17 protein-coding genes are annotated in these 19,671 nt (G+C 38.5%); 10 read left to right on the top strand and 7 right to left on the bottom strand.

Annotated features, from left to right (window positions below):
- Nucleotides 1–59 precede the first annotated feature (59 nt).
- Nucleotides 60–620 carry a helix-turn-helix domain-containing protein gene (locus FLJC2902T_RS11240; protein ID WP_023579917.1) on the bottom strand — a complete coding sequence of 187 codons (561 nt, stop codon included), beginning with the start codon at nt 618–620 and terminating at the stop codon, nt 60–62.
- Nucleotides 621–1,198: 578 nt separating this feature from the next.
- Here FLJC2902T_RS11240 and rmuC point away from each other — a divergent pair.
- The 5 genes from rmuC to FLJC2902T_RS11215 all read left to right on the top strand — a co-directional run bounded on the left by rmuC (nt 1,199) and on the right by FLJC2902T_RS11215 (nt 6,749).
- A complete protein-coding gene (rmuC, locus tag FLJC2902T_RS11235; RefSeq protein WP_023579916.1) occupies nt 1,199–2,563 on the top strand; it encodes a DNA recombination protein RmuC in 1,365 nt (454 codons plus the stop codon).
- An 11-nt stretch (nt 2,564–2,574) separates the two neighbouring features.
- Nucleotides 2,575–2,940 carry a hypothetical protein gene (locus FLJC2902T_RS11230; protein ID WP_023579915.1) on the top strand — a complete coding sequence of 122 codons (366 nt, stop codon included), beginning with the start codon at nt 2,575–2,577 and terminating at the stop codon, nt 2,938–2,940.
- Between the two features lie 6 nt (nt 2,941–2,946).
- Complete coding sequence (locus FLJC2902T_RS11225) at nt 2,947–3,489, top strand: acyl-CoA thioesterase (RefSeq protein ID WP_023579914.1); 543 nt, start codon at nt 2,947–2,949, stop codon at nt 3,487–3,489.
- 96 nt (nt 3,490–3,585) lie between these two features.
- Nucleotides 3,586–4,698: a hypothetical protein gene (locus tag FLJC2902T_RS11220; protein WP_023579913.1), complete on the top strand. Its 1,113-nt coding sequence runs from the start codon at nt 3,586–3,588 to the stop codon at nt 4,696–4,698.
- A gap of 32 nt (nt 4,699–4,730) precedes the next feature.
- Nucleotides 4,731–6,749 carry an FG-GAP-like repeat-containing protein gene (locus FLJC2902T_RS11215; protein WP_023579912.1) on the top strand — a complete coding sequence of 673 codons (2,019 nt, stop codon included), beginning with the start codon at nt 4,731–4,733 and terminating at the stop codon, nt 6,747–6,749.
- 53 nt (nt 6,750–6,802) lie between these two features.
- On the opposite strand, the gene FLJC2902T_RS11210 is transcribed toward FLJC2902T_RS11215, so the two are convergent.
- Genes FLJC2902T_RS11210 through FLJC2902T_RS11195 form a run of 4 tightly spaced genes read right to left on the bottom strand, consistent with a single transcriptional unit; the run spans nt 6,803 to nt 9,375 of the window.
- A complete protein-coding gene (locus FLJC2902T_RS11210; protein ID WP_023579911.1) occupies nt 6,803–7,681 on the bottom strand; it encodes a DUF5777 family beta-barrel protein in 879 nt (292 codons plus the stop codon).
- Nucleotides 7,682–7,684: 3 nt separating this feature from the next.
- The gene (locus tag FLJC2902T_RS11205) at nt 7,685–8,455 is read right to left on the bottom strand and encodes a T9SS type A sorting domain-containing protein (protein ID WP_023579910.1); all 771 of its coding nucleotides are present in this window, start codon (nt 8,453–8,455) and stop codon (nt 7,685–7,687) included.
- Nucleotides 8,456–8,459: 4 nt separating this feature from the next.
- The gene (locus FLJC2902T_RS11200) at nt 8,460–8,978 is read right to left on the bottom strand and encodes an ankyrin repeat domain-containing protein (RefSeq protein WP_023579909.1); all 519 of its coding nucleotides are present in this window, start codon (nt 8,976–8,978) and stop codon (nt 8,460–8,462) included.
- Nucleotide 8,979: 1 nt separating this feature from the next.
- The gene (locus FLJC2902T_RS11195; RefSeq protein ID WP_023579908.1) at nt 8,980–9,375 is read right to left on the bottom strand and encodes an OB-fold protein; all 396 of its coding nucleotides are present in this window, start codon (nt 9,373–9,375) and stop codon (nt 8,980–8,982) included.
- Nucleotides 9,376–9,465: 90 nt separating this feature from the next.
- Between FLJC2902T_RS11195 and FLJC2902T_RS11190 the strand changes: the two genes are divergently transcribed.
- From FLJC2902T_RS11190 to FLJC2902T_RS11175, 4 genes are all read left to right on the top strand, one after another.
- Nucleotides 9,466–9,822 (top strand): cytochrome c, encoded by a 357-nt coding sequence (locus FLJC2902T_RS11190; protein WP_023579907.1) that lies wholly within the window; start codon nt 9,466–9,468, stop codon nt 9,820–9,822.
- 9 nt (nt 9,823–9,831) lie between these two features.
- Nucleotides 9,832–10,374: a YceI family protein gene (locus FLJC2902T_RS11185; RefSeq protein ID WP_035678445.1), complete on the top strand. Its 543-nt coding sequence runs from the start codon at nt 9,832–9,834 to the stop codon at nt 10,372–10,374.
- Nucleotides 10,375–10,476: 102 nt separating this feature from the next.
- The gene (locus FLJC2902T_RS11180) at nt 10,477–12,399 is read left to right on the top strand and encodes a transglutaminase domain-containing protein (protein ID WP_023579905.1); all 1,923 of its coding nucleotides are present in this window, start codon (nt 10,477–10,479) and stop codon (nt 12,397–12,399) included.
- 100 nt (nt 12,400–12,499) lie between these two features.
- Complete coding sequence (locus FLJC2902T_RS11175) at nt 12,500–14,647, top strand: DUF3857 domain-containing protein (RefSeq protein WP_023579904.1); 2,148 nt, start codon at nt 12,500–12,502, stop codon at nt 14,645–14,647.
- A 39-nt stretch (nt 14,648–14,686) separates the two neighbouring features.
- Here the strand turns inward: FLJC2902T_RS11175 and FLJC2902T_RS11170 are convergent, their stop codons facing one another.
- Nucleotides 14,687–15,643 carry an ion channel gene (locus tag FLJC2902T_RS11170; protein WP_023579903.1) on the bottom strand — a complete coding sequence of 319 codons (957 nt, stop codon included), beginning with the start codon at nt 15,641–15,643 and terminating at the stop codon, nt 14,687–14,689.
- A gap of 176 nt (nt 15,644–15,819) precedes the next feature.
- Between FLJC2902T_RS11170 and FLJC2902T_RS11165 the strand changes: the two genes are divergently transcribed.
- Entirely contained in the window at nt 15,820–16,596 is a 777-nt protein-coding gene (locus FLJC2902T_RS11165; RefSeq protein ID WP_023579902.1) for a bestrophin-like domain, read from the top strand.
- Nucleotides 16,597–16,719: 123 nt separating this feature from the next.
- Here the strand turns inward: FLJC2902T_RS11165 and carB are convergent, their stop codons facing one another.
- Nucleotides 16,720–19,572, bottom strand: coding sequence for a carbamoyl-phosphate synthase large subunit (gene carB, locus FLJC2902T_RS11160; RefSeq protein ID WP_023579901.1), 2,853 nt, complete (start codon nt 19,570–19,572; stop codon nt 16,720–16,722).
- Between the last annotated feature and the right edge of the window lie 99 nt (nt 19,573–19,671).

The following is a 19,671-nucleotide window of genomic DNA, read 5'->3' as shown; positions in this document are numbered from 1 at the left end:
AAAGTTCCGTCAACTAACAAGAGAAAGTATTACAGGATTCACATCACGAGTTGTAACTTTTACAGATGGTCAAGCGGAATTCTTTTCTGTTGTCCTATCGATTTGAAATGCGAAGGCGTTAATCCGGTTACTTTTTTAAACTGATTGCTCAGATAAGCCACACTGCTGTACCCTAATTGGTTCGCGATTTCTTTCAATGAAAGTTCATCATACACAATGAGTTCTTTTACCTTTTCAATTTTCTGCAGAATAACATATTTTTCGATGGTCGTTCCTTCCACTTCCGAAAACAAATTGCTCAGGTAATTGTATTCGTAACCTAATTCATTAGCTAAAAAATCGGATAAATTAATTTTCAGAAGTTCCTTATCGTGATGAATAAACTGCACGATATAATTTTTAATACGCTCAATTAACTGATGTTTTTTATCGTCGATGAGTTCAAAGCCAATCGTTTCAAGTTGCTGTGCCATTTTTTCTCTCGTATCGGCGGTTAACGGATGCTGAAACTCGATTTCGCCTAAAGTGACACTTTTATAATCAAGATTCAAATTGTTCAGAATTGTTTCCACTGCCAAAATGCATCGGTGGCAAACCATATTTTTAATATATACTTTCATCGTACTTTTATTACGCTAAAATTACGACTTTTATTAATAAAACAGTTAGGATTTGGCAGACATTCAGAAATAAGAGAAGTATTAACAACAAAAAAAGAGGCCTTTTTACAGGCCTCAATACAGTACTTGATTTACTATTACCCTTTCACTATACAAGTAGAAACGACTATCGAATAGATTCTCTTCTCACGGATGAATAAATTCAAATAACAAATCAAAAACCGTTGAGTAAAGTTACTACTTATTTGAATACAAAATATTAAAAATCATCATTTTAACCATTTTAAAACAATAAAAATCCTAATAAAACCCATTTCATTCAGAATAGAACTAAACAGAATTATCAGTTCAAACAGTACATGCATTCCATCACCGAATCGGACAAAAAACCACACCACTAAACTAATTATCAAACAGTTAAAAACACACAATTCACAAAACAACAAGCCTCTTACATCACTTCAGACATTATAAATTACAAAGGAGCCTATTTTGAACTAAAGTCAGCCCACCTCAAATCGTTGAAAAAAACGTTGTATTTTTTGCTACTTTTACGGTAAACAATAAATCACAGAACCATGTCGCAAACCCTTTTAGTAATAGCCGCATTTTGTATCGCCTTGGGAATAGGAATTTACATTGGAAAGCTACTGTTTTCCGCTAAATCCCAATCTGAAAAATCAGGTCTGGAAGAACGCATCAATGGTCTGACTTCCCAAATTCAACAGGCAAAAGAGCAATTTCAGAACGAACGCAATACCTTCGAAAAACAAGTATCGCAATTAAATTCTGAAAAGGAAACCATTCGTACCGAGAAAGAAGCGATTGCCATACAATTATCCAAAAAGGAAGTCGATTTTGAGAATCTTTGGGAACGCAATAAGGAACAGAAAGAGGAAGTGAATCAGCTTCAGGAGAAATTCACCAAGGAATTTGAAAATCTGGCCAACAAAATACTGGAAGAAAAAACGAGCAAGTTTACCGAGCAGAACAAGGAAAATCTTAAAAATATCCTTTCGCCACTACAGGATAAAATTCAGTTGTTCGAGAAGAAAGTGGAAGACACCCATAAGGAAAGCATCGACTATCATGCCGCTTTACGCCAGCAGATCCTTGGATTGCGCGAAATGAACGAACAAATGAGCAAGGAAACACTGAACCTGACCAAAGCATTAAAAGGCGACAATAAAATGCAGGGGAACTGGGGCGAATTGATCTTGGAACGCGTATTGGAAAAATCAGGCCTGGAAAAGGGAAGAGAATACGAAGTACAGCAAAGTTTTGTAACCGAAGACGGCTCCCGCGTGCAACCCGATGTGGTGATTAACCTTCCGGACGGAAAAAAAATGATAGTGGATTCCAAAGTATCCTTAACCGCATACGAACGTTACATCAACGAAGAAGACGAAGACACCAAAGCTTCCTTTTTAAAAGAACATGTGAATTCCATCAAACGTCATGTGGAACAGTTAAGCGCGAAAAATTATCACGATTTATATCAGATCGAAAGTCCTGATTTCGTGTTGTTATTTATCCCGATGGAACCCGCTTTTGCCATGGCTTTAAACGAAGACAATTCGCTTTACAACAAAGCATTTGAGAAGAATATCGTAATTGTGACTCCGTCTACCCTATTGGCGACACTCCGAACGATTGACAGCATGTGGACCAATCAGAAACAACAGGAGAATGCCTATGAAATTGCGCGTCAGGCGGGAGCTTTGTATGACAAGTTTGAAGGTTTTGTATCCGACCTGGTTAAAATCGGAAAGAAAATGGACGAAGCCAAAAGCGAATACGGCAATGCCATGAACAAACTGGTTGACGGAAAAGGAAACCTGATTACCAGTGTGGAGAAACTCAAAAAAATGGGAGCCAAAGCTAAGAAGTCGTTACCGGAAAACGTTCTGGCACGCGCCTTAGAGAAAGAACAAAACATCTAAAATCAAAGACTATGAGAAAATATATTCTTTTCGGATTAATCGCTTTCTTACTGATGTTTGCCGGTTATTTCGCTTTTATCTACTACATTCCCTACAGCGAGGGGGTAAGATCCGGTGAATTGATTAAGATCAGTAAGAAGGGTGTTGTAATGAAAACCTGGGAAGGCGAAATAAGCCAAGGGATTTCGGGCGCCCAGATATTCGCTTTTTCCGTTTTGGACAAGGATCAGAAAGTTATTGATAATCTGCAGTCTTACCAGGGCAGATATGTAAAAGTAACCTATATAGAACGGTATAAAACTTTTGCCTGGTGGGGAGACACGAAATATTTTGTCACCGAAGTTCAATTGGAGGAATCTCCGCATTTTAAAAAATAAAACCCAATGGAGAATTTTAAGAAAGTAAGCGCTTCCAGAATCACTTTAAGTCAATTAATGCTGCCGTCCCATTCCAACTTCAGCGGGAAAATTCACGGTGGTTATATTTTATCATTGATGGATCAGATTGCCTTTGCCTGTGCCTCCAAATATTCCGGAAAGTATTGTGTTACCGCTTCAGTTGATACCGTAGATTTTTTAAATCCGATCGAAGTGGGCGAACTCGTGACGCTGAAATCATCGGTAAATTACGTTGGAAGAACATCCATGGTTGTCGGTATCCGGGTAACATCACAAAACATCCAGACAGGAAAAATCAAACATTGCAATTCTTCCTATTTTACCATGGTAGCCAAAGACGGAAACGGAAAGTCTTCACCGGTACCGGGTTTAATTTTATCAAATCTGGAAGAAGTCCGTCGCTTTTACGATGCCTTACGTCGAATCAGTTCCAAAAAAGAACATCAGGCCATTGAACGTACTTTCGATTTTTCTTCCGATGAGGCATTAAAGAACCTGCAGCTGTTTAACGTGAAGTTAAAGATATAACTCACAAACAAACTACTGTCCAAAAATAACATTTTTGCATAGAAAACATATTTTTATCATATATTTGATTAAATAAGTTTTAAATATATCTTTTTTATGCAACAAAAATACCTGTTAAGAACATTTCTTTTCTTATCACTTTTAGCATTCGTCTTTCTTCTTGCCTGCAATTCCAGTGAAGATACGGAGTACACTCCGGTCTCACCCGTAAGCATGGATTTGACCCGGGTTCCCTACCCAAAATTATCCGATTACAAATTCTTTGAAGGTACTTTAAAAAACCTCAACCCTTCTTACAAGGTGATTCCTTATGAACTTGCCAGCGGATTATTTACGGATTATGCCCTAAAAAAACGTTTTGTATGGATGCCTTCCGGTACAAAAGCCACTTATGACGGCGATGGAAAAATTTTAAAGTTTCCGGTTGGTACTGCGTTAATTAAAACATTTTATTACGACAATGTCCAACCGTCTGAAACGAGACAAATCATCGAAACCAGAATAATGATCAAAAAAAGCGTCAATCCAGTCACTTTACAGGATGAGTGGACTTTCGCCAATTACGTATGGAACGATGAACAAACAGAAGCTTATTTGGACATGAACGGAAGTTATTCCCCTATTTCCTGGAAGAATGAAAACAATGTGGTAAAATCATCCAATTACAGAATTCCGTCTGAAACTGAATGCCTGATGTGTCACAAATCAAACGAAAGACCCATTCCCATCGGACCTAAACCTCAAAACCTGAATTTCAGTTACACCTATACTGATGGTACTAAAAACCAATTGGCAAAATGGGTGGAAGAAGGCTATCTGGAAAGTTATTCAGACAACATTGTAAGTACTGTCGATTGGAAAGACACTTCTAAACCGCTGGAAACAAGAGTGCGCTCCTATATTGATGCCAACTGTGCGCACTGCCACTCCACTAACAGCCATTGTGACTACCGCCCCATGCGTTTTGCGTTCAGTGAAACTACTAACCCCGTAAATTTGGGCATATGTGTGGCTCCCCAGGAAAACATTGACAATTCGCTTACTTATATAATAACCAAAGGAAATTCACAACGATCGGTAATGCATTTCAGGATGAGTTCTGTAAATGAAGCAACCCGAATGCCTCTTTTGGGAAGAACCATTGTTCACGAGGAAGGGGTACAACTGATTCAGGATTGGATTGACTCTTTAGACCCGGCATGTAATTAACACTTTAACCAATCAACTTCACGAATAAGCCTATGAAAAAAATTACTCTTTCAATTATTCTCGGGATAACTTCCTGGATGACAAACGCACAAAACACTTGTGCTGCGGCTCTTCCCATATCTGCGGGAAGCCATGTGGTAAATGCTGTTGACGGTCCTACCCCAATTACAATATTGTGCGGACCAAACACTACCAATGCTACCCTTAGTGAATGGTACAGCTACACTCCAACCAACAACTACACGGTAACAATAACAACCGATTTAGCCATCAACTCGGGAAAAGACACCCGATTCAATGTATACACAGGTGGTTGCGCAGCTTTAAGCTGTGTGGCCGGAGACGATGACAGTGGAGTTATCGGAAACGGTTATCTATCCACTGCCACTTTAAATATGTCCTCCGGAACAACGTATTACATAGCTTTTGATAACCGATGGAATGCTTCCGGATTTACTTTTGATATCATTGAACAACCTTTAGTGGTTCCGGTGATTTCATTTTCACCTCAAACGGTTTCTCTTAGCGGGACCTACAACAACTGTGTCGTTGACATGAATGGAGATAACTTGGATGATATTGTTTCCGTAAGCACCTCTCAACTCCAGATTTTATACAAAAACACATCGACAGCGGGCTTCACAAGTACAGTCATACCGACAACGAGTGTGACTAACCTGCCCACCTGGAGTATAGCAGCAGGGGATTACAACAAAGACGGATATAACGATTTACTTTTAGGTGGCGGGAACGGGGCAACCTTTCTTCAGACAGCAAATAGCGGTACGATTTATAATTCTGTGAATTATGCACAGTACATTTTCTGTCAGCGTTCCAATTTTACCGATATCAACAAAGATGGTAATCTCGATGCTTTTGTCTGTCATGACGTTGATCCCAATGTTTATTTTATGAACAACGGAAGCGGTATTCTGACATACAACCAAGGAGGTTTAGGTGACCATACGGAAGGTGGGAATTACGGTTCCATTTGGGTAGATTACGATAACGACGGTGACTCCGATCTTTTCATTGCCAAGTGTCGCGGCGGATCAACAACCGCAAATATTAACGAATTACACCGAAATAATGGCAATGGCACCTTTACCAATGTGAGTGTTGCCGCAAATATGGCAGACCCTATACAAACCTGGTCTTCCGCCTGGGGTGATTTTGATAACGATGGCGACATGGATGCTTTAGTTGGTGCCAGTTCCAGCGCAAACGGAATGCACAAACTGATGAGAAATAACGGAAACGGTACTTTTAGCGATGTTACGGCCGGATCCGGTTATGATACTTTTTCCTCCATGGGGATTGAACATGTGGCCCACGATTTCAATAACGACGGTTTCGTGGATGTTTTTGGAGCCGGGAATACCATTATGATCAATAACGGAAACATGACTTTTTCCCCTTATGCAGTTACACCTTCCAATGGCCCGATTGGGGATTTGAATAACGACGGATTTTTAGACATCCAAAACGGCAGTACCATTTATTACAACAACCCAAATGCCAATCATTGGATTAAAATCAACTTAAGAGGTATTCAGAGTAACAGTAACGGAATCGGGGCCCGTGTGGAAATTTACGGTGCCTGGGGTAGACAAATCCGGGATGTAAGAAGTGGGGACGGATTCCGATATATGAGTACGCTGAACACGCATTTCGGAATAGGAACCGAAACACAAATCACTCAGGTTATCATCCGCTGGCCTTCGGGAGTAGTGGACACCATTCTTAATCCAACCTCAAACCAGGTTTTAACCGTAATTGAAGGAAGTAATACATTGGAAATGACAGATAACAGTTTAGGCAATTTCACAATGTATCCGAACCCGACGAGAGAATACATCCGATTTAACACTTCAAATTCGGATGAAAAAATAAAATCGGTTTCCATCTATGATATTTCTGGGAAAGTGGTTAAAAAAGACACTGCTTCCGGCAATGCAGTATCCGTACAGGATTTACAAAACGGAACCTATATGATTGTTCTCGAAAACGAATATGGCAAAAAATTCTCCGGTAAGTTTATCAAAAACTAACCCACAAAAAAGTCCCGAAAAAATCGGGACTTTTTTTATGTATAAAACAAGTGCTAAAAAACACGCACCAGATTAAAACCGAAACAGATCTCCCCTTTTGACCAATCTCCCGCAGTCTGTCCCAAAAAACCGGTTTCGTGCATCGCTCTGGAATTGGTAAAATGCATCTGAAAAACATGTCCGCCCGTTTCCAGATCAACCCCCACCGAAAGCGGATTCTTGTATATCGATTCGGAAGCCCGGTTCAAATGTGCCGCATAATCCATGTTTACGGACCAACGCTTTGTTAATTTATACCTACCTCCCATGCCAATGGCAAACTGACTGTTGGACTGAGGATTCGGTAAAATAGGCATGCCGCTATCATCCAAAACATCACGAACCGTGTTTTCATGAAAATACGTTGGCACCACCTGAAGCGATAAATTCTCATCAAATTTTCTCGAAACCAATAATTGGGTTACATAACTCAATCGATTGGCAAATTCCATCCCCGGATAATTCTCTTCCTTCATTTCCGAATTGATTGCTATACTGTTGAACCCAACCAATTCTACCGGAAAACCATCCTTCTCCTGTCTTTTTAATTTATATTTTACCGCTAAATCATAGGTTTCCTGAAAACCACTTCGGGCAACGTGAACCGTGAGCCATGTGCTTACACCATATACGAATTTAAGCTGTGTGTTGGCATTATCCAATCCGAAGAAATCATCAAAGCCATTTTTCATATAATCAAACCGGTGTGCCACCACAAAGTATAAGTCGCCTTTTGCGGCTAATTTTGTCGATTCAAGGTTAACAATTTTAAGTGATTTAAAGGCGGATTCAACTTTTTTATCAGCTTTAACAGTATCTATTTCAGCAAGCAAATCATCCTGAGAAAAAACGCATGCCGGAAACAATAAAAAGAACAGTAAAAGCTTCTTCATATTTTAATTGATTACTATCATTTTACTTCCCTCACCACTCGCCGTTTTTATATTCAAAAGATAGGAACCGCAGTGCAGTCCGGCAAGATCAACTTTATTGTTTTCACGGGTTACTGCTGTTTCTTTTACTTTTTTTCCTTGCACATCATAAATCAAAATATCGGCTTCATAAACCAAATCCCCTAATTCTATCGTAACAAAATCATTGGCGGGATTCGGATAAATTTTGGAACTCATAATGTCGAAACTATCCGTGGCAAGATTAGATACGGTACTTCCGCAATTTCCCGATTCATGGTAGGCAACTGTTAAAGACACCCCTCTTGCAAATGTCAGATTCAAAGGCTGAGCACCTAACGGGAAGGTGTAATCTGTCCCCTCAGTTGCTACCCTATTTCTTGTAGCTACGACGGTTCTGACCCCGGAACTTATGGTATTAGAGGTAACCGTCCAATTTTGAGTATCTAGAGGCGGTACAATTCCTTGACCGTTAAAACTTCTGTCGGTCATATTGGTTCCGTCAAAAATAAGCACATCACTTCCAATATTATCCATCTGATTCGGTGCTGCGACATTAAAAGCAATCCCAAACCATCTTGTAGAAGGACCAATAAGCGTAACAGTTACTGTTGTGGCAGTAACGTCCACTTTACCCGAATAGGCCAACGTTGGACCTCCTCCAAAAAAAGGAACAGTACCGGTAGAATACGTTTGAGCCAATAATCCACCGGCCGTAAACAAAAGCCCCAAAATTGTAAATGTAATTTTTTTCATAGCTTCATTTTTTTAATAGTTGTACTAATTTTTCATCGTTGGTCATTACTGCATAGTCCATCGCCGATTTTCCGCGAATATCCTTTATGTCAATATCTGCTTTAGCTTTCACTAACAAATCGACTATATCATATTTTTTAAAAATCACAGCATAAATCAATGCCGTATTCCCGCTTTGATCCGCAACACTTGTATCGGCTTTATGCTCCAAAAGCAATTTCGCTATTTCCAAATTTCCTTTAACAACAGCAGCCATAAGAGGTGAACCGTAATTACTTGTCCCGTTTATCTCTGCCCCATTTTCAATTAAGTACCTTGCTACCTCGTTGTTTCCTCTGTAGGTCGCCAGCACCAACAAACTATAGCCTTCTTTGTTGACCGAATTTATCAGGGCAGGGTTTTCACCGATTACACTTTTCATTTCCGAAACCGTCCCTTTTCTGGCGATGTCAAAAACATCGGCTTGCGAAAAACCGATTTGACAAAAAAGAGAAAGCAAACAAGCCGCAATTACTTTTTTCATATTATTCCGATTCAAATACACATTGATCCATTTTCAATTCTTCAAGCAGATCGTCATACCCCATAAAACGACCTTTTATTTTTATTTTGGAAAGTACTTTAAGGTCGGCAGGCAGTTTATCTTTAAAAACAGCAAACATTTTCTCATCGAGAACTATGGTATTTTCCGCCACATCAAAACTGGAAACCGTACCGGTTACAGCAATGGTCTTGTCAAGATATTTCTCATTTGCTTTCTTTTCGTCTGTTTTGAATTCGTTGTGAATTTGATCAGCCGTAACGGTAAAACTCCCCTCTTCGGAGGCAATATCGCGATGGGACTGATATATGTATGAATAAATTAAATAACCCGCAATTAGTACCAGTATCAGAATCGCAATAATTTTATTTCTTTTCATGATTAGATAATTATTTCTTACAAAATTAACAAATTATTTTTTCATATTAACAATAAAAATCATAACTTTAGAATTATTTAATAATTTAAAATGAATTTATCAGAAAAAATTATTTTAGGCCTGACTGCCGTAGCTGTTTTAAGCTGTACAAATGATTCCGAATCAGATTTGACCGACAACAGTCCTGACAACATCACTTACAACAGAACAATAAAACCAATAATCACACAAAATTGCATCATGTGTCATTCGCAGCCTCCCCAAGCCGGGGCACCAATGTCACTGGAAACTTACGACGACTTGAAAGAAGCAATTATAAATCGAGGTTTGATCGATCGGATTTCAAGTTTTGACGCGGCTTTTTTAATGCCACGAGGAGGACAACGATTACCACAGTCACAAATTAACCAGATAATAGCCTGGGAAGAAGCCGATTTCCCTGAATAAACAAAAACCATGAAAACAAAATTATTCATAGCAACCCTTCTCTCACTGTCTTTCTTAGGGCTCGCCCAATCTAAAAAGATGACAAAAACAGGAGAAGTACGATTTGAAGCCTCCGTACCTTCCTTTGAAGAAGTAAAAGCAGAGAACAAAACAACAACAGTTGTCCTAAACACTGGAAACGGCGATATCGCAGCATTAGCTCTGATAAAAGGATTTCGTTTTAAGGTCGCCTTAATGGAAGAGCATTTCAACGAAAACTATATAGAAAGCGACAAATACCCTAAAGCAACTTTTAAGGGCAACGTTGTCGACTTTGACGTGGCCAAACTGTCTGAAAACGAAAAAGAATTCACCATTAAAGGAACGCTGGAATTGCATGGAAAATCTAAGAAAATCACAGTTCCGGCTAAGATCAGAAAAACAGAAGACGGTATTCATTTAACTTCATATTTTACTGTAAATTCAGATGATTTCGATATTGAAATTCCTAAAATGGTAAGCAACAAGGTTTCCAAGCAGGTAAACATAAGCCTTGATTGCACTCTTAAATAAATTGTGTTAGTTAGTTATTATATTACAACGCCTTTTGGTAAACACCTGAAGGCGTTTTTTTTTGTAATTATTAACTATATTCGCATTCCAAACAATCTTCATATGACAAGAAAACTACCCTTTATTTTACTGTCCTTTTTTATGTTTCAGTATTCGTTTTCACAAAAAAACATAGACCCGACAATAGACGATATTGCTTTAGCTAAGAAAATCCGTGAAAAACACAGTAAATCGGATGTCGCACTTTTATCCAGCAGTGAAAACATCACATTTGACCTTAATGCTAAGCAAGAGAAAGTCACCGTAAATCAAAATATCAGAGAAAATTTAATGAATATCACTCATCGTTCCGATATTCAGAAATTTGAATTCTATGACAGCGAGAGCGAAATAGAAACTTTTCAAATGAAATTCAGAAATGATAAAAAAGCCCCCTTCATGATTAAGGATGAATTTTACAAAAGTGACGATTTATTTTATAACGATGCCCGGGTAAAATACATGAATATCGATTTTCCGGTTCAGGGGTACTCATATAATTATGAACTCAACAAAAAATACAAAGACGTAAAATATTTCACCTCCATCTATTTTAACGATGACTATCCTATCATAAAGAAAGAAATCAAAATCACTATCCCAAACTGGCTGGAATTGGAAATCAAGGAATTCAACTTTAACGGTTTTGAAATCAAAAAAGACATAAAAACGGATCCAAAATCCAATAATACAGTATACACTTACACAGTAGAAAATGTAGCGCCACGCGTAAATGAAAAACTATCACCCGGACCGAGTTATATTTATCCGCACGTATTGCTTATTGCAAAATCGTATACAAAAAACGATAAAAAAACAACTCTTTTCAATACTACAGCCGATTTGTACAAATGGTACAAATCGCTGGTAAACATGATGAAAGAAAATCCGGCATTACTGAAAGACAAAGTAAAAGAACTGACAGAAAAAGCAAAAACGGACGAAGAAAAAATTAAAAATATCTATTATTGGGTTCAGGATAATATACGCTACATCGCCTTTGAAGACGGAATTGCAGGCTTCAAACCCGATGAATCACAAAACGTTTTTCAAAAGCGTTATGGTGATTGCAAAGGGATGGCCAACCTAACAAAACAAATGCTGAAAGAAGCAGGATTTGACGCCCGATTAACATGGATCGGAACCAAGAGAATTGCTTATGATTACACAACTCCGTCACTTTCCGTAGACAATCATATGATTTGCACCCTTTTTCATAACGGAAAAAAATATTTCCTTGACGGTACCGAGAAGTACAACTCCTTTGGTGAATATGCTGAACGCATTCAGGGCAAAGAAGTCTTAATTGAAGACGGAGACAATTTCATCGTAGAAAAAATTCCAACATCGGATGCACTTGCCAACACTGAAACTTTCACTGCAAAACTACACATCGAAAATGATCTGATAACAGGTAAAACGGCAAATTCTTTCATGGGAGAAAGCAGAGCTACGTTTTTGTACAGCTACAACAATATAAAAAACAACAACAAAGAAGAGGCGCTTCAGAATTATTTGACAGACAATGACAAAAATCTAAATATTTCATCCGTTACAACCTCTGATTTAGCCAACAGGGACAAAAAACTGTCATTGGAATATGATATAAAAATAAACAATAAAGTTTCCCGCTTTGACAATGACATTTACATCGATCTGGATTTCAAAAAAGATTTCAACCATTTAGTTTTCAAAGAACGTAAAAACGATTTTGAGTTCCCGCACAAAGAAAATTACGAAGCTCTGTTTACACTTGAAATTCCGGCTGGCTATAAAGTCACCAAATTACCGGAATCTGTATCCATCCAAAAACCGGATTACAACATCACTATAAGCTATGAGCAGGTTGGCAATGAAATTCTGTACAAGAAGAAATTCGAATTTAAAAAAGGATTGGTTAAAGCTTCTGATTTCACAGAATGGAACACCTTTATCGAAAAAATGAACAAAATCTACAACGAACAAATTACATTAACAAAATCATAATCACTATGAAATCGCCATTAACAAAAAGTTTGCGCGAGTAAACATCAATTAAACATAAGGCGATAACATATATGACCACTAAAAAATAAATTATACATATATGAAATTAAAAATGCTGAAGCTGACACTATTGTTATTTTCCGTAACTGCTTTTGCACAGGATAAGACAGAAATCAAGGATTTTTTTTGGGGCAATAATGACGCTTACAAAAAAGTGAACACCATTCCTGAAAAATGGAAAAACGAATCAGCAGTAGTAATCTGCAAATATGAAGATTATGATTTTCACAAATTCGGCAAAAGCGTAACCTACCGATCAGCCATCAGAAGAAAAATAAAGCTTCAGGATCAGGCTGCAGTAACTGAGTTTTCCGAATTCACCTTTCCCAAAAATTCAGAGCCAAGATACGGAACAACTATCAAAACCGTAATCGGAATCAAAGTACTGAAGCCGGACGGAAAAGAAATTGAAATCGATGTTGATAAAGAGGCTGTAACCGTTGATAATAATAAAAAAATTGCTGTTCCCAATCTGGAAATCGGTGATATTATTGATATTTATGACTACACGACCGAATCCTTTCAGTCAACCTATGACTACGGATTTGACGAAGTGGAGCGAACTTTCGGAGGCAACCACCCGATTATGAATTACAAACTTACTTTCCAGACGGAAAACGATTTCTTTGTTAACTTCAACAGCTACAATGGTGGTCCTGAACTTAAAGAAATTTCGTTAGATAAACGCGGCGAAAGAAAGTACGAAATCGTGGCTACAGATATCGAAAAAAACGATTTCCCAACATGGTTCTACCCGTTAGTTGAGTTGCCTTGTTATAAATTTCAGGTATTTTTTGCCCGTTCAGGAAAATTCGAAAAAATGGCTGATGCTTTCCTTCCTGAAAAAGAAGATATCGTTAAAAAAACAGTTTCAAAAGAGGATGTTCTTAACTATTACACAAGCAAGTTCAAACCATATGGAGATTTGTACGACATTGAGAAATTTTTGAAGAACAAAACATTTACCAATACTGAAGAAAAAGTAAGGGCGGTATATTATTTTACAAGACACTGTTACTACACCAAATATGTAGAAGCTTTTGTAGCCAAAGAAGCCAACATAATGTATCCGTTTGATTTGTACGGTGACAACCCTATATTCTTCCGGTCAGACATTGCTTTCATCGATCACTTTATGGAGTTCTTAAAAGATAATAAAATCGAATACGATATTATTGTGGGGACCAACCGCCACAACGGACCAATAAAGGACTTGCTGATTCAAAAAAACGCTACGGCTTTGTTGAGAGTAAATACCGAAAACCCGATTTACATCGATTACTTCTCCCCGTTCTCGGATTTGGACAAGTTTTCGGCACAATTGGAAAACACAGATGCTTACGCCTTAAAAGTAACAAAACTAAAAAAAGTTGTTGATGTTGAAAACGTAAAACTTCCTTCATCTACGTATAATGACAACACCTCAAAACAGCTTACCACCGTAAAAATCAACACCGATTTTAATGCGATGCAACTAAACAGGCAAACGTCTTTAAACGGTCATAACAAGGATGAAGAACAATCGGATAAGTTGTATTTCTTTGACTATGTCAATGAAGATTATGCCAAATACGGAACCGTTTCGCTTTTGGACCGAGTGAAAAACAAAAAGAAAAAAGCACAGTACACGAAAGAATTTGAAGCGCTTATCAATAAACTAAAAGACCAAAGAAAAGAAGAATTCAAAGCAGATACCGGAAAAGAATACGGAATTGAAATCGACGATCATTCACTGGAAATTGTAAACACAGGACGCTTCGGAAAAACAACTCCGTTTGTATACAAAGAAGATTTCACCATCAAAAACAACCTGATTAAAAAGGCCGGTGAGAATTACATTTTTGAAATCGGTAAGTTAATCGGATCGCAGTTTGAAGTGACTAAAAAAGAAAAAACAAGAACCAACAATATTTACTTCTCCTTCCCGCGTTCTTTCGAAGACCTGATTGTTCTGGAAATCCCGGAAGGCTATACCGCCACTGGAATTGAAAAACTAAATAAAACTGTAGAAAACGAAACGGGAGGCTTTACAAGTACTGCTGTATTGGAAGGAAACAAATTAACGATCAAAACCGTCAAGTACTACACAGATTATTTCCAGCCAAACAAAAACTGGGGTAAAATGGTAGACTTCCTGGATGCTGCCTACCAATTCAATCAGGAAAAAATTCTGTTGAAAAAAGCCTAAAAACGCAAAAGCCTTTCAAATACTGAAAGGCTTTTTTTATTATAATTCCATTTTATCAAAAGCATTAAGCTTGTCGATAAAAAGCAAGGTGTGCATACTATTATCACTCCGTGAAAACATCTGTATAAATTTGGCGCCGTAAACAATCTCGTCAAAAGTATAAGAAGTTCTTTTCACCACAGAAGCACTGAACATATCATCAAAAACCTTTACATACACCACCAATTCACCTTGATTTTTCTCAAAATCTTCTTTCGAGAAATTGTATAGTGGACTTTCTTCCGAAATGGGATGTACCAAAGTCCAACTCAATGTCAATGCATTAATACGCTGTAATTCCAGATCCAGCGAATAAAATTTGTTGATTGTTTTTCCGTTTTCTTCTAATGTCATTCCCAGTGTCAATCGGGCTTCGGCTTCGGTAAGATTGGTATTTTTATACGGCGTCATTCGCAACATCAACGCGGTCATGTCTTTATATGGGGCAATAATGGCATTCTCCGAAAAACGAATGAATGCTTTTGGTTTACTAAACCTTCCGTAAAACAAACCAGTGGCAATTGCAAAACTCAATAATCCAAACAAAGCCTCAACAGAAGCAACAAAACTGGCCCAAAAGCCGGTCGGACTGATATGTCCGTAACCAACGGTAGTGTACGTCTGAGCACTAAAGAAAAACGCCTGCCCAAATTTATCAACAGCATTATCAGCGGAAATCCCATTTAAATGTTCTACTCCAATCAGACAATAAACACTGGCAAAAAAGAGATTCACTAAGAAATAGAACACGAAGATAGTCAACATAAATTTCCAACGCGGAATCACCAGCATAGTGTGATACCAACTGATACTTTCTACAAAACCGATTCCCTTTTTCTTTACGTTAGCATTTCCGTTCTTGGTAATAAAACGACCGCCATAATTCGATGAATTCGATCCGAATCCGGTATTGGCATCGGCTTTTGCCCTTGCATTTATTTTCTTCAAAAAAGCCATTTCTTACTGTTGGTTATCCCGTAAAAATAGCGAAAATATCCAATAATTAAAAACCAGATACCCTGACAAACACATTCCAATTTATTTTTTCATAACTATTTGAAAATTCTTTCGTACTTTTAATAGAGCGCCAAACAACCTTGAAATAGTTTATTAATCTTTAATAAATTACAAGTATGGACAATATTCCAATTTCGGTATTTTTCTTAGCTACTTGCCTTATCGTTGTACTTTCGATTGATGTGGGATATAGAGTTGGGAAGACCATTCACAAAACTTCCGACTCGGAAAAGGAATCTCCGGTATCCGGTATCTCTGGATCAATTCTGGGGTTATTGGTTTTTATTTTAGTTTTTACTTTCAACATCGTATCCGAACGATACGATACAAAGAGAAGCCTTGTCCGGCAAGAAGCCGGCGCGATACGAGCAACGTGGTTAAGATCCGAATTTTTGCCGGAACCCGACCGCAGTACAACAAGAAATCTCATTAAAGAATATGTAAATTCACGTGCAAATGTTCATCAGATTGAAAACCCCAATCAATTGGAAGAAAAAATAGCTTTGTCCACAAAAACACAAGATAAATTATTTGCCATTGCTGTAACAAATGCACGAAAAGACATGAATTCCGATGTGGCAGCACTCTATATTGAATCACTAAATGAGATGATAAATCTCCATTTTATGCGGGTAGCAGTCGGATGGCAGGCTCGAATTCCGAATGGAATCTGGACTGTCCTTTTTATACTTATTGTTCTGTCCATGTTTGCTGTCGGGTACCAAACCGCTATAGCCGGTTCCAGCAGATCATGGTCGACTTTAATTTTGACAATTTCCTTTTCAATTGTGATTACCCTGATTGCGATTCTAGACAGACCTGAAAACAACTATATTACGGTTCCTCAACAGTCGATGATTGATCTGCGTGATTATATCAATTCGCAAAAATAAAAAAACCTATTATTTTATAGCTTTCCTTAGTCGGCACCTGATCTAGGATTCAAATCAATACTTAGCATAAAAAAACCGCCTAAAATAACTTTTCAGGCGGCTTTTTTTTATCATAATTTGAGACTATTTACTTAAATACATTTTTCTACGAGAGTACAATTCATAGAACTGATCGTCTTTCAAATCATCGATAAACAAGATACTTTCTCCCGTTGATTTCATCTCAGGACCTAAAGCTTTGTTCACATTTTTAAACTTACTGAAAGAGAACACCGGCTGTTTGATGGCAAATCCTTTCAGTTGTGGGTTGAAAGTAAAGTCGGTTACTTTGTTGTGACCCAACATTACTTTTGTTGCATAGTTCACATACGGCTCGCCATACGCTTTTGCGATAAACGGTACGGTACGTGATGCTCTCGGATTCGCTTCAATGATGTAAACGATATCGTCTTTAATTGCAAACTGAATATTGATTAACCCAACCGTTTTCAGAGCTAATGCAATTTTATGCGTATGATCTTTGATCTGTTGCATCACGAACTCACCGATGTTGAACGGTGGCAAAGTCGCATTACTGTCACCAGAGTGAACTCCACAAGGCTCGATATGTTCCATGATTCCGATGATGTAAACGTTTTCACCGTCGCAAATCGCATCGGCTTCCGCTTCAATCGCACCATCCAAATAATGATCCAATAATAATTTATTACCCGGAATCGATTTTAACAAATCAATTACGTGTTCTTCCAATTCCTGCTTGTTGATTACGATTTTCATTCCCTGTCCACCCAACACATACGAAGGACGCACCAATAACGGGAAGTCTAATGAATCAGCTAATTTTGAAGCTTCTTCTGCACTTTCCGCAATTCCGAATTTCGGGAACGGAATGTGTAAATCGGTTAATAAATCAGAGAAACGTCCTCGGTCTTCGGCTAAATCCAAAGCATCGAAACTTGTTCCTAAAATCTTCACACCGTATTTTGAAAGCTTTTCAGCCAATTTCAAAGCCGTTTGACCACCCAACTGAACAATCACACCCTCCGGCTTTTCGTGACGAATAATGTCGTAGATATGCTCCCAGAACACCGGTTCGAAGTACAATTTGTCTGCCGTATCGAAATCGGTAGAAACCGTTTCCGGGTTACAATTGATCATGATCGTTTCATAACCGCATTCTGATGCAGCCAAAACACCGTGCACACAAGAATAATCGAACTCGATCCCCTGTCCGATTCGGTTTGGACCCGAACCTAAAACGATTACTTTTTTCTTGTCTGTAACCACGCTTTCGTTATCAACATAACGTGTTCCGTCCGCTTTTTCGATTTCCGCTTCAAATGTTGAGTAATAGTAAGGTGTTTTCGCTTTAAACTCGGCCGCACAAGTATCAACCAGTTTGTAAACGCGGTTCACTCCCATTTGCTCACGAAGGTTGTACACCTGACTTTCCAGACAACCCATCATGTGAGCAATCTGACGGTCAGCGAACCCTTTTTGTTTCGCTTCCAAAAGCAATTCTTTCGGTAACGAATCTATTTTATATTTTGAAATTTCTCTTTCCAATACGAACAATTCCTCGTATTGTTTCAGGAACCACATGTCGATTTTGGTGATTTCGTGGATTCGGCTTAACGGAATTCCCATCGCAATCGCATCGTAAATCACGAAAACTCGATCCCAACTTGCGTAGGTTAATTTTTCAATGATCTGATCGTAATTCGTATACCCTTTTCCGTCAGCTCCCAAACCGTTACGTTTGATTTCCAACGATTGGGTTGCTTTGTGTAACGCTTCCTGGAACGAACGTCCGATTCCCATTACCTCACCAACCGATTTCATCTGAAGTCCTAATGTTCTGTCGGCGCCTTCAAATTTATCGAAGTTCCAACGCGGGATTTTCACGATAACGTAATCCAGAGTTGGTTCGAATAAAGCAGAAGTTGATTTTGTAATTTGGTTTTGCAATTCGTCAAGCGAATAACCTAACGCTAATTTCGTAGCAATTTTTGCGATTGGATAACCGGTCGCTTTCGATGCCAATGCTGATGAACGTGATACACGCGGATTGATTTCAATGGCTACGATATCTTCTTTTTCATCCGGTGAAACGGCGAACTGCACGTTACAACCTCCGGCGAAGTTTCCGATACTGCGCATCATCAGAATTGCCATATCACGCATTCTCTGGAACGTTCTGTCCGAAAGGGTCATTGCAGGCGCCACCGTGATGCTGTCTCCGGTGTGAATTCCCATCGGATCCATATTTTCAATCGTACAGATAATAACAACGTTGTCGTTTTTATCACGAAGTAATTCCAACTCATATTCTTTCCATCCCAAAAGTGCTTTATCAATCAAGACTTCGTGGATAGGAGACGCTTCTAATCCTCTTGTTAACAAATCGTCGAATTCCTCTTTCTTGAATACGAAAGCCGCTCCGGTTCCCCCAAGGGTAAACGAAGGACGAATCACTAAAGGAAAACCGAATTCCTGAGCGATTTCTTTTCCTTTAAGGAAAGAGTTCGCTGTTTTTGCAGGAGCTGTCGGAACTTCAATTCGCTCTAATAATTGCTTGAATTGCTCACGGTCTTCGGTGATATTAATGGCATTAACATCAACACCAATTAATCGTACTCCGAAATCCGTCCAGATACCTTTTTCATCAGCCTCCAAACATAAGTTCAAAGCCGTTTGACCTCCCATTGTAGGCAGAACAGCATCAATTTGCGGATGTGCTTTAAGGATTTCGATGATTGACTTGGTCGTCAGTGGTTTCAAATACACATGATCCGCCATTGACGGATCCGTCATGATGGTTGCCGGATTGGAGTTAATTAAGATAACTTCAATTCCTTCTTCTCTTAATGATCGTGCAGATTGCGATCCTGCGTAGTCAAACTCACAGGCTTGTCCGATTACAATTGGTCCCGAACCAATAATTAAAACCGATTTGATTGAATTGTCTTTTGGCATTGTGTTGTGTTGTTGTAATTATTAAGACACACAAAGTTATGTCTTTATTCTCGGTAAGGTATAAAAAAAGCGTTACCGATAAAAAGTAACGCTCTATTT

This window comes from Flavobacterium limnosediminis JC2902 (genome assembly GCF_000498535.1).
In the GTDB taxonomy this organism is placed as follows: Bacteria; Bacteroidota; Bacteroidia; order Flavobacteriales; family Flavobacteriaceae; genus Flavobacterium; species Flavobacterium limnosediminis.
The sequence above is the reverse complement of the archived record's forward strand: the minus strand, read 5'-3'. Positions and strand labels throughout refer to the sequence as shown.

Excerpts from the sequence above, each read along its gene's own strand:
- FLJC2902T_RS11240 (WP_023579917.1), bottom strand. The coding sequence starts at position 620 with ATGAAAGTATATATTAAAAATATGGTTTGCCACCGATGCATTTTGGCA.
- rmuC (WP_023579916.1), top strand. The coding sequence starts at position 1,199 with ATGTCGCAAACCCTTTTAGTAATAGCCGCATTTTGTATCGCCTTGGGA.
- FLJC2902T_RS11230 (WP_023579915.1), top strand. The coding sequence starts at position 2,575 with ATGAGAAAATATATTCTTTTCGGATTAATCGCTTTCTTACTGATGTTT.
- FLJC2902T_RS11225 (WP_023579914.1), top strand. The coding sequence starts at position 2,947 with ATGGAGAATTTTAAGAAAGTAAGCGCTTCCAGAATCACTTTAAGTCAA.
- FLJC2902T_RS11220 (WP_023579913.1), top strand. The coding sequence starts at position 3,586 with ATGCAACAAAAATACCTGTTAAGAACATTTCTTTTCTTATCACTTTTA.
- FLJC2902T_RS11215 (WP_023579912.1), top strand. The coding sequence starts at position 4,731 with ATGAAAAAAATTACTCTTTCAATTATTCTCGGGATAACTTCCTGGATG.
- FLJC2902T_RS11210 (WP_023579911.1), bottom strand. The coding sequence starts at position 7,681 with ATGAAGAAGCTTTTACTGTTCTTTTTATTGTTTCCGGCATGCGTTTTT.
- FLJC2902T_RS11205 (WP_023579910.1), bottom strand. The coding sequence starts at position 8,455 with ATGAAAAAAATTACATTTACAATTTTGGGGCTTTTGTTTACGGCCGGT.
- FLJC2902T_RS11200 (WP_023579909.1), bottom strand. The coding sequence starts at position 8,978 with ATGAAAAAAGTAATTGCGGCTTGTTTGCTTTCTCTTTTTTGTCAAATC.
- FLJC2902T_RS11195 (WP_023579908.1), bottom strand. The coding sequence starts at position 9,375 with ATGAAAAGAAATAAAATTATTGCGATTCTGATACTGGTACTAATTGCG.
- FLJC2902T_RS11190 (WP_023579907.1), top strand. The coding sequence starts at position 9,466 with ATGAATTTATCAGAAAAAATTATTTTAGGCCTGACTGCCGTAGCTGTT.
- FLJC2902T_RS11185 (WP_035678445.1), top strand. The coding sequence starts at position 9,832 with ATGAAAACAAAATTATTCATAGCAACCCTTCTCTCACTGTCTTTCTTA.
- FLJC2902T_RS11180 (WP_023579905.1), top strand. The coding sequence starts at position 10,477 with ATGACAAGAAAACTACCCTTTATTTTACTGTCCTTTTTTATGTTTCAG.
- FLJC2902T_RS11175 (WP_023579904.1), top strand. The coding sequence starts at position 12,500 with ATGAAATTAAAAATGCTGAAGCTGACACTATTGTTATTTTCCGTAACT.
- FLJC2902T_RS11170 (WP_023579903.1), bottom strand. The coding sequence starts at position 15,643 with ATGGCTTTTTTGAAGAAAATAAATGCAAGGGCAAAAGCCGATGCCAAT.
- FLJC2902T_RS11165 (WP_023579902.1), top strand. The coding sequence starts at position 15,820 with ATGGACAATATTCCAATTTCGGTATTTTTCTTAGCTACTTGCCTTATC.
- carB (WP_023579901.1), bottom strand. The coding sequence starts at position 19,572 with ATGCCAAAAGACAATTCAATCAAATCGGTTTTAATTATTGGTTCGGGA.